The 13,582-nt window shown below is 64.5% G+C and carries 15 protein-coding genes; 6 read left to right on the top strand and 9 right to left on the bottom strand.

The features are described 5' to 3' along the window. The first annotated feature begins 35 nt into the window (after positions 1–35). Both DPV79_RS15760 and DPV79_RS15755 read left to right on the top strand, forming a co-directional pair. Positions 36–854: a fucose-binding lectin II gene (locus tag DPV79_RS15760; RefSeq protein ID WP_113045843.1), complete on the top strand. Its 819-nt coding sequence runs from the start codon at positions 36–38 to the stop codon at positions 852–854. Positions 855–1,007: 153 nt separating this feature from the next. Further along, positions 1,008–1,853 carry an AraC family transcriptional regulator gene (locus tag DPV79_RS15755; RefSeq protein ID WP_113045842.1) on the top strand — a complete coding sequence of 282 codons (846 nt, stop codon included), beginning with the start codon at positions 1,008–1,010 and terminating at the stop codon, positions 1,851–1,853. Between the two features lie 186 nt (positions 1,854–2,039). Here DPV79_RS15755 and DPV79_RS15750 read toward each other — a convergent pair whose 3' ends face one another. From DPV79_RS15750 to DPV79_RS15740, 3 genes are all read right to left on the bottom strand, one after another. Next, positions 2,040–2,372: a helix-turn-helix domain-containing protein gene (locus DPV79_RS15750; protein WP_027790006.1), complete on the bottom strand. Its 333-nt coding sequence runs from the start codon at positions 2,370–2,372 to the stop codon at positions 2,040–2,042. Further along, positions 2,365–2,697, bottom strand: coding sequence for a type II toxin-antitoxin system RelE/ParE family toxin (locus tag DPV79_RS15745; protein WP_113045951.1), 333 nt, complete (start codon positions 2,695–2,697; stop codon positions 2,365–2,367). The genes DPV79_RS15750 and DPV79_RS15745 overlap by 8 nt, the downstream gene beginning before the upstream one ends. Before the next feature lie 289 nt (positions 2,698–2,986). Continuing rightward, complete coding sequence (locus DPV79_RS15740) at positions 2,987–4,351, bottom strand: M23 family metallopeptidase (protein ID WP_113045841.1); 1,365 nt, start codon at positions 4,349–4,351, stop codon at positions 2,987–2,989. 340 nt (positions 4,352–4,691) lie between these two features. Here DPV79_RS15740 and DPV79_RS15735 point away from each other — a divergent pair, with 340 nt between their 5' ends. After that, the gene (locus DPV79_RS15735; RefSeq protein ID WP_113045840.1) at positions 4,692–5,561 is read left to right on the top strand and encodes a mechanosensitive ion channel family protein; all 870 of its coding nucleotides are present in this window, start codon (positions 4,692–4,694) and stop codon (positions 5,559–5,561) included. Between the two features lie 80 nt (positions 5,562–5,641). Here DPV79_RS15735 and DPV79_RS15730 read toward each other — a convergent pair whose 3' ends face one another. Both DPV79_RS15730 and DPV79_RS15725 read right to left on the bottom strand, forming a co-directional pair. Next, on the bottom strand, positions 5,642–6,784 hold the full coding sequence (locus DPV79_RS15730; RefSeq protein ID WP_113045839.1) for a branched-chain amino acid ABC transporter substrate-binding protein: 1,143 nt from the start codon (positions 6,782–6,784) through the stop codon (positions 5,642–5,644). A 69-nt stretch (positions 6,785–6,853) separates the two neighbouring features. Continuing rightward, complete coding sequence (locus tag DPV79_RS15725) at positions 6,854–7,891, bottom strand: histone deacetylase family protein (RefSeq protein WP_060221439.1); 1,038 nt, start codon at positions 7,889–7,891, stop codon at positions 6,854–6,856. 115 nt (positions 7,892–8,006) lie between these two features. Here DPV79_RS15725 and DPV79_RS15720 point away from each other — a divergent pair, with 115 nt between their 5' ends. The 3 genes from DPV79_RS15720 to mqo all read left to right on the top strand — a co-directional run bounded on the left by DPV79_RS15720 (position 8,007) and on the right by mqo (position 11,032). After that, positions 8,007–8,495: an Lrp/AsnC family transcriptional regulator gene (locus tag DPV79_RS15720; protein WP_059489442.1), complete on the top strand. Its 489-nt coding sequence runs from the start codon at positions 8,007–8,009 to the stop codon at positions 8,493–8,495. Between the two features lie 65 nt (positions 8,496–8,560). After that, entirely contained in the window at positions 8,561–8,848 is a 288-nt protein-coding gene (locus DPV79_RS15715) for a subtilisin-like serine protease (protein WP_021157988.1), read from the top strand. A 540-nt stretch (positions 8,849–9,388) separates the two neighbouring features. Beyond that, positions 9,389–11,032 carry a malate dehydrogenase (quinone) gene (gene mqo / locus DPV79_RS15710; RefSeq protein ID WP_042973822.1) on the top strand — a complete coding sequence of 548 codons (1,644 nt, stop codon included), beginning with the start codon at positions 9,389–9,391 and terminating at the stop codon, positions 11,030–11,032. A gap of 31 nt (positions 11,033–11,063) precedes the next feature. On the opposite strand, the gene DPV79_RS15705 is transcribed toward mqo, so the two are convergent. From DPV79_RS15705 to DPV79_RS15690, 4 genes are all read right to left on the bottom strand, one after another. After that, positions 11,064–11,465, bottom strand: coding sequence for a hypothetical protein (locus DPV79_RS15705; protein ID WP_113045838.1), 402 nt, complete (start codon positions 11,463–11,465; stop codon positions 11,064–11,066). A gap of 81 nt (positions 11,466–11,546) precedes the next feature. Further along, positions 11,547–11,804: a PAAR domain-containing protein gene (locus DPV79_RS15700; protein WP_059553755.1), complete on the bottom strand. Its 258-nt coding sequence runs from the start codon at positions 11,802–11,804 to the stop codon at positions 11,547–11,549. A 22-nt stretch (positions 11,805–11,826) separates the two neighbouring features. After that, positions 11,827–12,486, bottom strand: coding sequence for a hypothetical protein (locus DPV79_RS15695; RefSeq protein WP_113045837.1), 660 nt, complete (start codon positions 12,484–12,486; stop codon positions 11,827–11,829). 99 nt (positions 12,487–12,585) lie between these two features. Beyond that, positions 12,586–13,221, bottom strand: a complete 636-nt coding sequence (locus tag DPV79_RS15690) for a hypothetical protein (RefSeq protein ID WP_244321757.1) — start codon at positions 13,219–13,221, stop codon at positions 12,586–12,588. Positions 13,222–13,582 lie beyond the last annotated feature (361 nt).

Below are 13,582 nucleotides of genomic sequence, written 5' to 3'. Positions count from 1 at the left end.
CTCCACGAAAACCCGCCCAACCAACGGAGACATCCATGCCCCTCCTTTCGGCTTCGATCGTCAGTGCCCCCGTGGCGACCTCGGAGACCTACGTCGACATCCCGGGCCTGTACATCGACATCGCCAAGGCAGAGATTCGGAACGGGAAACTGCAGGTCATCCTCAACGTGCCGACGCCGTACGCGACCGGCAATAACTTCCCCGGCATCTATTTCGCGATCGCGACCGACAAGGGCGTCGTCGCGGACGGCTGCTTCACCTATTCGTCGAAGGTGCCCGAAAGCACCGGGCGCATGCCGTTCACGCTCGTCGCGACGATCGACGTCGGCACCGGCGTCACGTTCGTGAAGGGCCAGTGGAAAAGCGTGCGCGGCAGCGCGATGCATATCGACTCGTACGCGAGCCTGTCCGCAATCGGAGAAACCGCTGCATCGTCGTCGCCCGCCGGCGGCGGCAACGAAACCGGTGCGGAGGGCGGCAGCGGTGCCGGCGGCATCGGCGGCGGCGAGCGCGACGGCACGTTCAACCTGCCGCCGAACATCAAGTTCGGCGTCACCGCGCTCACCAACGCGGCGAACGACCAGACGATCGACATCTACGTCGACGACAACCCGAACCCGGCCGCCACGTTCAAGGGCGCCGGCGCGCAGAACCAGAACCTCGGCACCAAGGTGCTCGACTCCGGCAAGGGACGCGTGCGCGTGATCGTGATGGCGAACGGCAAGCCGTCGCGGCTGGGCTCGCGGCAGATCGATATCTTCAAGAAGTCGTATTTCGGGATCGTCGGCTCGGAAGACGGCGCCGACGACGACTACAACGACGGCATCGTGTTCCTGAACTGGCCGCTGGGCTGAGTAGCACCGCCCTGCCTGCCGTCGCCACGCCGCCCGGCGTGGCGATCCGTTCCAGTGCGTCAGCCGGCGCACTCCCCGCCCGCGCCGCAAGAACGATCAAATGCCCCCGGCGCCGATACCATATAGTCCGACCGACACCCTCATTGGCACGCCATGAACCCGGTAGGAAAAGCACTCTGGTTGATCGAAACCGAACTGGACAGGGAACTGACGCTCGACAGGATCTCCGCCGGTTGCGACATGTCGCGCTTCGGCTTCTCGCGCCTGTTCTCGATGAATACCGGCTGGCCGGTGATGCGCTACGTGCGGTCGCGGCGGCTCACGCGCGCGGCACGTGCACTCGCGCAAGGCGCGCCGGACATCCTGCACGTGGCGCTCGATGCCGGCTATGGCTCCCATGAGGCGTTCACGCGCGCCTTCCGCGATCTCTTCGGCGTCACGCCCGAGGACGTGCGGGCACGGCGCAACCTCGACGGATTGTCTCTTGTGGAGCCGCTGTGCATGAAAGAACTGAAGATCATCGACGTGAGGCCGTCGCGCTTCGAAACCGCCGGCAAGCGGTTGATCGCGGGCATGAGCGACCGCTATACGTTTGACAGCAACGAAGGGATTCCGGCGCTCTGGCAAGCGTTCATCCCATACATCGGTACCCTTCCCGGCCAGGTCGGCGACGTGACGTACGGCGTGTGCTGCAACCCCGATGCGGACGGCAGCTTCGAATACATCGCGGGCGTGGAAGTCACGAGCCGCGACCGGCTGCCCGCGCCGTTTCGCTGGGTCGAACTGGCGCCACAGCGGTACGCGGTGTTCGAACACGCCGGGCATATCTCGACGTTGCACCAGACCTTCTACAGCATCTGGAACGGCTGGCTGCCGACGTCGGGATTCAACGCGGTGGACGCACCCGAGTTCGAACGCTACAGCGGCGACTACGATCCGGTGACGGGCGCCGGCGTGCTGGAGATCTGGTTGCCGGTCGAACCTGTGGCGTCAACGTGAACGAACGTGACAACCCATCGGACCACGCTGATTCTGCAGCCAATGTGTTCGACTACGAAGTGCCCACACGATGAACCGGACGGGCTGCAGTTTCTCGAGGTGCGGGATTCACAGTCAGGATCGTGGCCGCGTATGCGGTCTCCCGACGAAGTTCGTTTGCGAAATCAGCGCCTGACGCCAGCGTGTTCACGCAAACGAAATGACGAGCTTCTTGCCGCACGCTGCGGCGTACTTGCGCAGCGTCGCAAACGACGGCGAGTGCTTCTCGCTCGAAAACGAAGCTTCGAGCCTCGATACGGCCGACGTCGTGGTGCCCATTCGTTCGGCGACCTGAGCCTGAGTCAGGCCCGCATCCTTGCGCGCGTCGAGCAACGCACGAAGCGCGGTGAACTCCTCTTCCAGTGCATCGTATTCCGCCTTGATGGCCGGATCGGTGAGCAGACGTGCGGTGTCTTCGGCAGTGTGTCGGACCGGTGCATACCGCTCCTCGCTTGTATGTGCGGGGCGAGCCTTAGCCATTGTTACGTACCTCCTTCATTCGCCTGCGGGCGATTTGCAACTCGTCGTTGGGTGTTTCCTGCGTCTTCTTGACGAAGGAATGCAGGACGACGAGTTCATATCCCACCCGGATGCAATAGAACACACGCCCGATGCCTTCACGGCCTCGCGGGCGCAATTCAAACAATCCTTCCCCCATCGCGCGCGAATACGGCATCCGCAGATCCGCACCGTGGTCTTCCATCGCCTCGATCAGTCGGAGGTAGCCAGCCAGAATGCCCTTGGGCAAAGCGAACACATCACGCTTTACCCGTTCGTCGTAGTACAGGATCGTCCACTTCTTCATCGCGATATTAGCAAATTTGCTAACTCCCATCAAACCTGTCGAGTCCTTCCGGTCGGCGCGCTCCGGGCACGTGACCCTCCGCATGTATTGCGACTCCTGCGACAAAGCGACATGCCCGCTGCCGGCCACGCGCCCCGATCAGGTACCTCTCGTCAGGTCAGGTGAACCGGGTATCCGGCTTCCGTTTGTCAATTCGTCTTCTACACGCTTCCTTCAGACTCTAAGGCGACGTCTTTGCGATTCGTCAGTTAACCAAACGATCTAATTCCCACGTTGCACGTCCGCGGGGTCAACCATCGTGCGACGGGGAAAGCGTCGTCATCGCAACTGGCTGCAGCCAGGCGGCAGACGCGAGCTGCGTGCGCGCACCGAGCGCCACCTGGTTGAACGCCACGCGCCGCTCGCCCTTCAGCTTCGCCGCGTCGCCCGCCTGTACGAGCGCGACCGGGTCGACGAGACGGTCATGCCTGCGCACCTCGAAATGCAGATGCGGCCCCGTGGCCGTCCCGGTGCTGCCGACCGCGCCAACACGCTGGCCGCGCGCGACTCGCATGCCGGTTCGCAGTGTCGGCTCGAACGCCGACAGATGCGCGTAGTACGACGCATAACCGCCGTCATGGCGAATCACCACGTACTTGCCATAGCCGCGCGGTTCGGTGCCAATGAACGTCACGACCCCACGTTCCGACGCATGAACCGCGCGCCCGGCCGGTGCCGCGAGATCGACGCCGGAATGCACATGACGCACGCCGGTCACCGGATGCACGCGCGCCCCGAAATGCGAGCTGATCCGCGTGGCGTTGACCGGCATCGCAAACCGCGAACCGGCGAGCGGCACGCCGTCGAAGTCGTAATAGCCCCCCGACGCGCCGCCAGCGGGCGCAAACCACACGCCCGCGACGTACTGGCCGCGGAAGCGGAGCTCGAGTGCCGTCACGCGCGTGCCGCCCGGCTGCGTCGCGCTGTCGTCGGGTTCGAATGCGACGCGGAAGGTGTCGCCGAGTGCGCCGTGCCGTTTCAGGTCGATGCGCCCGGCGACCATGCGGATGACCTGCGCGGCAACGCCGGCCGGCAGATCGGCGCGCGCCAGCGACGCCCGCAGGTTGCCGACGATCGCGCCGCTACGCGCACCGCGCTCGGCCTCTTCGAGCACGAACGGTTCAGCGGCGGCGAGATCGACGGGATGCCGTTCGTACGCGGCCCGTTCACCCATCGCGGGCAACGCCGATGCAAGACCGTAATTGAACCTCGACGCGTACGCGCGCTCGACCGCACCACGCGCCGCATCGCACAGCACGCGGTAGGCGACACAGGCACCGAAGCGCGCAACGGCGCCGTCGCGTTCATGCGCGCTCGGCACGGTCAACGCAGGCGACGCATAGGCTACGTCGAGCGGCGCTGCCGACGATGCGTGCAAGCCGCCCCACGTCGTTCGCGCGGCATTGAAAAAGGGCACGTCGACAAGGTCGGCCGTCACGGACGGGAACGGCGCGGTGTCGTTGGACACATGCGCCGGCGCGCCCGGTGCACCCGCCACACAGGCGGCCGCGACGACACCACGCAGCAGCGCGCGGCGCATCGGGAAACCGCAAACGCCGCGGAGCGCAGGTAGACCTTGTTCGCGTGCGAGACGGAAACGCAGGTCTAACCGCATGACGTCGTCACTCGCTGTCTGTCAATGAAAAATCGGGAAAGAACCGGGTATCGCGGAGGAACGATCGTCGCGACCCGGCAACGTGAAGACGAGTGTATCGGCGCGATCGAAACAGCTGAATAGGACACGTCTCATTTAATGGAAAAGTCGTTTCGTACTAAATCGAAATCGCGATGTCGCACGCCGGCGGCACGGCTGTGCGGCATCCGACCCCACCCATGCGTGCGAACCATCGTGCCGCAGGGACAGTCGAACGCTGCCGGCGCGTGAGCGCGAGCGTGCCCGACCACGGCACGCTCGCGTCGCATCGCGCACTGCTCCCCCAACCCGGAATCCCTTCATGTTTCTCGACCAACTACATCCGGAACGCTGGACGTTCCTGTGGAACGCGTTGTCCACCCTCTCCCTCAAGCTGTCCGCCGGCCTGGCGTTGCTCGTCGTCGGCTGGTGGCTGTCGAAACGCATCGGCAACTGGCTGAACCGGCTGCTCTCGAACAAGGAACGCGTCGACGACACGCTGCGGCCGATCCTCTGCGACGTGGCCGTGTGGGGCATCCGCATCGTCGCGATCGTCGGCGCGCTGTCGCAGCTCGGCATCGAGACCGCGAGCATCGTCGCGGTGCTCGGCGCCGCAGGCCTCGCGATCGGGCTCGCGCTGCAGGGCACGATGCAGAACATCGCGGCCGGCATCATGCTCCTGCTGCTGCGGCCGTTCAAGGTCGGCGACTATATCGACGGCGGCACGGGCGTCGCGGGCACCGTCGACGAGGTCGGGCTCTTCATGACGCGTCTGACGAAACCGGACGGCATCTGCGAATACGTGCCGAACAGCGCGCTGTGGGGCAGCTCGATTCGCAATTACACGCGCAACCCGACACGCCGCCTCGATCTCGAAGTGGAAGTATCGGTACACGACGACATCGACCGTGCGCTCGATGCGCTGCGCAAGCTGGCGCTCGCCGATCCCGACGTGCTCCGCGAGCCGGAACCGGACGTAATGGTGATGCGGTTCGACGACAGCACGGCGGTCGCGAACATGCGCGTGTGGACGCACACCGACAAGTTCTGGGCGGTGCGCTGGCGCCTCGCGCGCCAGGTGCGCAAGACGCTTGCCGATGCGGATTGCGTGCTGCCGATCCGCGCACGCGAGCTGCACATCGTGCACGACGCGGAGCGCCGCGCCGACAGCACGCGAGTGCGCGCGCTGTAAACGGCGAGGGCCGAGAAGCCTGTCCCGCTTCGCGGCCCCCGCGACATCAGGCGCGACATCAACGCAACATCACCGCCGCGTCACATCTTCACGATATCGAGCAGCGCCTTCTTGCCGCTCTTGTACGTGAACACCGAGATCGCGCCGTGCTTCAGGTCGCCCTGCGGCGTGAAGCTCGTTTCGCCGATCACGCCGCGATAGTCGGTGGCCGGCATCGCGGCCAGCACCTTCGCCGGGTCCGTCGAGTTCGCGCGCTTCATCGCGTCGACGATGATGTACACCGCGTCGTACGAGAACGGCGCATACACCTGCATTGGCTGGTGGTAACGCGCTTCGTAGCGTTTCGCGAACGCCGCGCCGCCCGGCATCTTCTCGAGCGCGATGCCGGCCTCGGAGCACACGACATTGTCCGACGCCGGGCCTGCGAGCTTCGGCAGGTCGGTCGAGCACACGCCGTCGCCCGCGAGGATCTTCGCGCGCATGCCGAGCTGGCGTGCCTGCTTCGCGAGCGGGCCGCCCGTCGCGTCCATTCCGCCGTACATGATCGCGTCCGGGTTCGCGCCCTTGATCTTCGTGAGGATCGCGCGGAAGTCGATCGCCTTGTCGTTGGTCGCGTCGCGCGACACGACCTTCATGCCGGCCGCCTTCGCGGCCTTCTCGAACTCGGTCGCGAGGCCCTGCCCGTACGCGGTCGAATCGTCGACCACGGCCACCGTCCTGATGCCCATGTTCTTCGCCGCATACATCGCGAGCGCGGGCCCCTGCTGCGCGTCGGTCGCGACGACGCGATAGGTCGTCTTGAAGCCCTGCTGCGTGTACGTCGGATTGGTCGCGGCCTGCGAGATCTGCACGACGCCGCCGTCGCGATAGACGCGCGACGCCGGAATCGACGTGCCCGAGTTGTGATGGCCGACGACGCCGACGACCTTGTCGTCGACGAGCCGCTGCGCGACCTGCGTCGCGGTGCGCGGATCGCCCGCGTCGTCCTGCGCGTCGAGCTGCAGCGTGACCTTCTTGCCGCCGATCACGAGCCCCTTCGCATTGATTTCCTCGACCGCGAGGCGCGCGCCGTTCTCGCTGTCCTTGCCGAGATGCGCGATCGCGCCGGTCAGCGGCGCGACGTGGCCGATGCGCACGATCTCGTCCGCGTGCGCGGGCAATGCGGACAGCGCGCACGTCAGTGCGGCCGCGCTGGCGAGTACCGTCTTGTGATGTCGATTCATGGTTGTCTCCGTCCTTGTCGCGCTTCGTTCGTGTTCAGATCCGTCGTTCGTCGAAGTCATCCCGCACGCTCACGCGCGCCCTTCGAATCCCAGCAGTACGTTCACCGCGTTGATGCCGATCTCGTCGACCATGTAGCCGCCTTCCATCACGAACAGCGTCGGCAGGTTCAGGCGCGCGAGCGCCGCGCCGATGCGCAGGTAGTCGGGCGAGCGCAGCCGGAAATGGCTGATCGGGTCGTGCTCGAAGGTATCGACGCCGAGCGAGACGACGAGCGCGTCGGGCGCATGCGCGGCGATCGCGGTTGCCGCCTGGTCGAGCGCCGCCGAATAGGTGTCCCACAGCGTGCCCTTCGGCAGCGGCAGGTTCAGGTTGAAGCCTTCGCCCGCGCCGATGCCGCGCTCCTCCGCGTAGCCGGAGAAGTACGGGTACGACACCGGCGCCTCGCCGTGGATCGACGCGAACAGCACGTCCGCACGGTCGTAGAAGATGTCCTGCGTGCCGTTGCCGTGGTGGAAATCGACGTCGAGCACCGCGACGCGCGCGGCGCCCTGCGCGATGCAGTGCTGCGCGGCGATCGCCGCGTTGTTCAGGTAGCAATAACCGCCCATGTACTCGCGGCCCGCGTGATGGCCGGGCGGGCGGCACAGCGCGAACGCCGCGCGCGCCGCGCCGCTCGACAGCAGGCCGGCGCCGGTGAGCGCCGAGTTCGCGCTCGCGCTCACGGCATCCCACGTGCCGGCGTTGATCGGCGCGCCGGCGTCCATCGCGTAGAAGCCGAGCTTGCCGTCGATGAACGCGGGCGGCGTCGCGGCGGCCGGCATCGCGCGCACCGGCCACACGAGCGGCAGCGCCTGGCAGGTGCGGCCCGTCGCGGCCCACTCGTCCCACGCGCCGACGAGGAAATCGACGTAGCGCGCGCTGTGCGCGGCCGCGTAGTGCGCGCGGTCGAACGGTTTCGGCGCGATGACGTCGCCCAGTCCTGCGGCACGCACCTGCGCGAGCACCGTCTCGGCGCGAAGGGGGTTTTCGAACGAATCGGTGATAGCGCCGTCCTTCAGTTCGACGCCGCGATGCAACTGGTGATCGCTGCTGTAGACCGTGAGCATGGTTGACTGTTGCAGTGAGGGTGGCAACAGTTTATTGACCGCAGGCGGCAATAACTTTGCTTTCGACGCGCGCCTTTCGTACAATTTTGAGAAAACCGCCTACGGAATCCCGGAAATGAGCAAAATTCGCGCTTCGGTCGAACTGGATGGCGTGGACCGCGCCATGCTCCGCCTGCTGCAGGACGATGGCGCGCTGTCGAACGCGACGCTCGGCGAGAAGCTGTCGCTGAGCGTCACGCCCTGCTGGCGCCGCCGCAAGCGGCTCGAGGACGAAGGCGTCATCACCGGCTACCAGGCGAATCTCGACCGGCGCGCGCTCGGCATGAACGTGTTCGCGTTCGTGCAGGTGACGTTCAACATGCATTCCGACCAGGATTCCGATCACTTCGAGGAGGTGATGCGACGGCACGACGAAGTGACGTCGTGCCACAAGATCACCGGCGCGGCCGACTACATCCTGCAGGTCGTCGCGGCCGATCTCGATGCGTACGCCGAATTCGTCGAGCGCGTGCTGCGCAAGCAGGCCGGGGTTTCGTCGATCCAGTCGAGCCTCGCATTGCGCGAAGTGAAGTTCTCGTCGCGCGTGCCGGTGCCGGGCGCCTGAACGACGCGGCGAACGCAGGGGCCGTCAGCCGATTCTCCGAATACTCATCCCATGGAGCACCACCTATGACGCGTTTCGTCCCTTCCCTGTCGCTGGCCACCACGCTGGCCTGCGCGTTCGCCCTGAGCGCCTGTGCCGCACCATCCACGCCGCCGGCCCAATCGTCGGCGCCGCCCGCACCACCGATGGTCGGCAGCGATCGCGACGCGCACGGCTGCATCGGCTCGGCCGGCTATTCGTGGTGCGAAACGACCCAACGATGCGAGCGCCCGTGGGAACTCGCGAAGCAGAAGGGTTTCGCGAATTCGGCGCAAGCGTACGACCAGTTCTGCCGGAACGCTGCCGCCAGGTAAAGTGACGTGACGTCGCGCGATCGTGTCGCGGCACGCTGCCGCGACACGACGAGACACAAGCAAGACGCGCCCGAAAAACCGTCGCGATCCCGCGCAGTTATCCACACGTTTCCCGGTTCCGCCGACCGTCATTCCGGAAACCCGGACACGCAAAAAACCCCACGAAAACAACGGTATTTTTCGTTTGTGACACAGCAAACGAGTTCGGTTACATTACGCGCCCCTTGCCACCCCGCCCCCCGCAAAACGCGTCGCGCGCGGCCTCTTTCCACGCAGCCTGAAGCGCCTTCCGCCCAGGCTTGCCGCAAGGGCCCGGGCGCGTCGTGCGCCACTGTGACGCAGGCGCTTGCCTGCCCGCGGGAAGCCGATCCGAAGGTGTCCTTCCCGATGGTTTCGCGTGCGCAAATGCAACGCGGCGCGGTGTCGATCCGGAATTCCGGATTCGCGATCCGGATCTCCGGATCGATGTTTCACCGCGGTCGACACGCACGCCGGGCGGCTTGGCAAACCGATGCATCCAAGTTGAAAAAGGGATCTGCTGTGATCAAAACGTTACGGGTAATACTGTCGGCGCTCGCGCTGTGCGTCGCCGCGTCGTCCGCGCACGCCGCCGATACGAAGAAGGTCGACGTCCTGCTGGTGGGCGGCGGCATCATGAGCTCGACGCTCGGCGTCTGGCTGCACGAGCTCCAACCTGACTGGTCGATGACGATGGTCGAACGCCTCGACGGCGTCGCGCTGGAAAGCTCGAACGGCTGGAACAACGCCGGCACCGGCCACTCGGCGCTCGCCGAACTCAACTACACGCCGGAGAAGGCGGACGGCAAGGTCGACATCTCGAAGGCCATCGAGATCAACGAGTCGTTCCAGATCTCGCGCCAGTTCTGGGCGTGGCAGGTCAAGCAGGGCGTGCTGAAGAACCCGCACTCTTTCATCAACTCGACGCCGCACATGAGCTTCGTGTGGGGCGACGACAACGTCCGCTTCCTGAAGAAGCGCTACGAAGCGCTGCAGGCGAGCCCGCTGTTCCGCGGGATGCAGTATTCGGAAGACTACGACCAGATCAAGCAGTGGGTGCCGCTGATGATGGAAGGCCGCGACCGCAACCAGAAGGTCGCGGCAACGTGGACGCCGATCGGCACCGACGTGAACTTCGGCGAGATCACGCGCCAGTTCGTCGGCTACCTGAAGACGCAGCCGAACTTCACGCTGTCGCTGTCGAGCGAAGTGCGCGAGATCACGCGCAATGCCGACGGCACGTGGCACGTGACGTGGGTCAAGCTGCACTCGGATGAACCGGCGCAGTCGGTCGACGCGAAGTTCGTGTTCATCGGCGCGGGCGGCGGTGCGCTGCATCTGCTGCAGGCGTCGGGCATCCCCGAGGCGAAGGACTACGGCGCGTTCCCGGTCGGCGGCTCGTTCCTCGTGACGGAGAACCCCGAGGTCGTGAAGCAGCATCTCGCGAAGGCGTACGGCAAGGCGTCGGTCGGCTCGCCGCCGATGTCGGTGCCGCACCTCGACACGCGGATCATCGACGGCAAGAAGATCATCCTGTTCGGGCCGTTCGCGACGTTCTCGACCAAGTTCCTGAAGAACGGTTCGTACTTCGACCTGGCGAAGAGCACCAACCTGCACAACGTCGCGCCGATGATGCGCGTGGGCGTCGACGAATTCCCGCTGGTCCAGTACCTCGCCGGCCAGCTGATGCTGTCGGACGACGACCGCTTCAACGCGCTGAAGGAATACTTCCCGAACGCGAAGAAGGAAGACTGGCGCCTGTGGCAGGCCGGCCAGCGCGTGCAGATCATCAAGCGCGACCCGGTGAAGGGTGGTGTGCTGAAGCTCGGCACCGAGATCGTCAGCTCGCAGGACGGCAGCATCGCGGGCCTGCTCGGCGCGTCGCCGGGTGCGTCGACGGCCGCGCCGATCATGCTGAACCTGATGAAGAAGGTGTTCAAGGACAAGGTCGCGACGCCCGAGTGGCAGCAGAAGATCCGCCAGATCGTGCCGAGCTACGGCACGAAGCTGAACGACAGCCCGGCGAAGGTCGTCGAGGAATGGACCTACACGAGCGACGTGCTGCAACTGGCGCCGCCGCCGAAGATCGACATGGCGACGCCGTCGCAGGCAACGGGCACGGTCCCGGCACGCCCCGCGAAGGCGTCGGCCGACATGGCGCTGTGATGCGCTGAGCGGCAACGCGTGATTTGAACGGCTATCCGCGAGGATGGCCGTTTTTACGTGCGCGGGCCGCGCCTCCTGCATGGTGGTCCTTGCCGCAGGACTCCAGGACGTTGGCAAACGTGACCGACTCAGGCTCGATCAGTACGAGGAAGGCTTCGCACTGCGGCGGCCCCCGCCAGCCGTCGCAGATGTCCCAAACAGACTGCTGGCTGGTGGCGAACAGAAGGTCGAGATAGGTGCCGTCTCGCAGCGTCACCGATGACGCGTCAGGAATCCCGGTTGATGCCGCAAGTTGCAGGTATCCGAATACGCCATTTTCCACGAAATGCATGGTATGCGAGATCGTGTCGTGGATCTGCACGACTTCGTGGCATATAACCTGGCGCAGGTCATCGATTTGCACACGGCGGATCGCCGGGACATTCCCACTCATGTTGCCTGACTCCGAGACGAGTACCTGCTCGCCATCGGGACCTTCGAACAGACAACTTCCGACTGCTTTCAACAGCCACTGTCACTCCACCTGCCATCCTGCTTCGCCCTCGACCAGAGTGCCGCCATGGCTCGTGGTGTCGCCTTCGCGCGCCACCGGCTGGCCTTCGATCTCCGTGCCGGGCGAGCCGGTTTGAATTTTCGCACCGCAACTGATGCGATCGCCGACGCGCGCGATTGCACGGCCGTTAATGGCAGCGGACTCGGCGCCGCTGACAACGGTTCCGTCGCCGTGGATGGGACAGCTGTGTCGGTGACCGACGAGTACGATAGGTCGCATATCAAGCTCCTTATGGTTTGTACTACTTTTGAATATCCTGGCGCTTACTAGCGAGCAGGCGAAGACCACCGAAGATGCCGATCGCCAAGGCAGGTAACGAGGCCAGGGCGAGCTTCATAGTCACGACGGTGATGGCGAGGCCCACGCAACTGATCACGGTCAGTGCGCCGAGCACCTTTGCTAGCCACGTGCCCTGGAAATGGCTCTGCTTGATCGGCACCGTCGGGTGGTGCGACCGCCACGTCGCCATGGCTGGGCCAAGCGCCGCCTGGAAGTCCTTGTAGCCGGGTGTCTTGCGGTTACCGAGCAACGTGAGCGTTGGCTGCTCCCGGCGCGTGAGTCGGATCAGTCCGTCCAAGGTATACGCGGTGATACTGTCAAAGGGGACTGTTCCATAGCGCTTGAAGACCAATGAATCGGGTGTGATGTGCACCACGTCTTTGGCAGGCGGGTACACCACGTGGGCCAAGATCAACGGGGTGACGATGCAAACGACTGTCAGCGCCGCGATGGCAAGAAGAGGTCCGTCGGTGGGCAATGGGAATAGCACGAATATCGACACGACTAGCAGTGGAGAAAATAGCGCCGTCAACGGAGCGGCCTGATGCCACCGGGTGTAGATAACCACGTTAGGTAGGTCATTGACTCCGTTGATCGCCATTTCGAGGCCGGGGTTGTTCATGCAAGCGCACTCCAGAAAATATTTGATCGGCAGCTTCGAGACCGTTGGGGTGTGATGTTGTGTTTCCGGTCGTTCGATAGAGTGGATAATCGCGTCGCCTCACCTCGTGCAGCGCGTCGGCTCTCCCCCATTCAGTGCTTCCGAAGGTGGCGGTGCGCTGCGCACGTTGAACACGCGGCACACCACATACCAGCACAAGGCGGAGAACAGGTTGTACGGGAACAGGATCAGCCACATCGGCAACAGCCAATTCTTCTTGCCTTGCCACTCGCCCGGCTCGCCGCTGCGCCATGGCGCATAGTGGCGCCAGGCTTCGGCCGGGGTCAGGCAGATGCGGTGTAGCGGCACGTACCACCAGTTGGGCTCGCCGGGTGGCGGCAAGTGGTCCGGGCCCTTCTCCATGAACTGGTAGATGTATTCCCACACCTCAGCGATGTAGCGCGGGTCGGGGTCATTGGGCGCATTGCTGTCGACCCAGAGGACGGTGCGATCTTGCTCGTCACCCGGTGCCGGCCGTGGGCCGAAGGCCAATGCGAAATTCGTGCTGAAGGATCGGCCGCCGAATTCGTTGCGCACGAATTCGGCGCCTTCGGTCCGTGCCCAGTCGAACGCAATCAGGGTCTTGTTGCGCTGGTAGTAGACCTTGCGCGTCTTGCGGTTGAAGTAGAAATTGGAAAGCCGCTTGATGAAGAAGATGCGGTACCCGGAGATTGCGATTGCAAATAATCCGAACACGATGACGCAAGCCAGAAGTGTCCAGAAAAGTACTCCGAATCTTTCTCTCCCAATTAGTACCCAACACAAATATCCAAACATTGGAATGTTAAGGGATGAATACATTTTCCCCATAAATACCGAATCCGCCACCCACGGATTCCGTAGGCAGAGAACGTCCCGATCAACGCTGACCATCTGATCACGGATCGCCGGTGCCACGCCGGTTCGCGTTTGTCGAGAAAATCGCCATGCCATCGCCATCGATTCAACGCTCCAAGGCTTCCGCCGGCGGCGGTGCGCTGCGCACGTTGAACACGCGGCACACCACATACCAGCACAAGGCGGAGAACAGGTTGTACGGGAACAGGATCAGCCACAT

The organism is Burkholderia reimsis (assembly GCF_003294055.1).
Taxonomy (GTDB): Bacteria; Pseudomonadota; Gammaproteobacteria; order Burkholderiales; family Burkholderiaceae; genus Burkholderia; species Burkholderia cepacia.
Note: the sequence above shows the minus strand (reverse complement) of the source record. Positions and strands in the feature narration are given on the sequence as shown.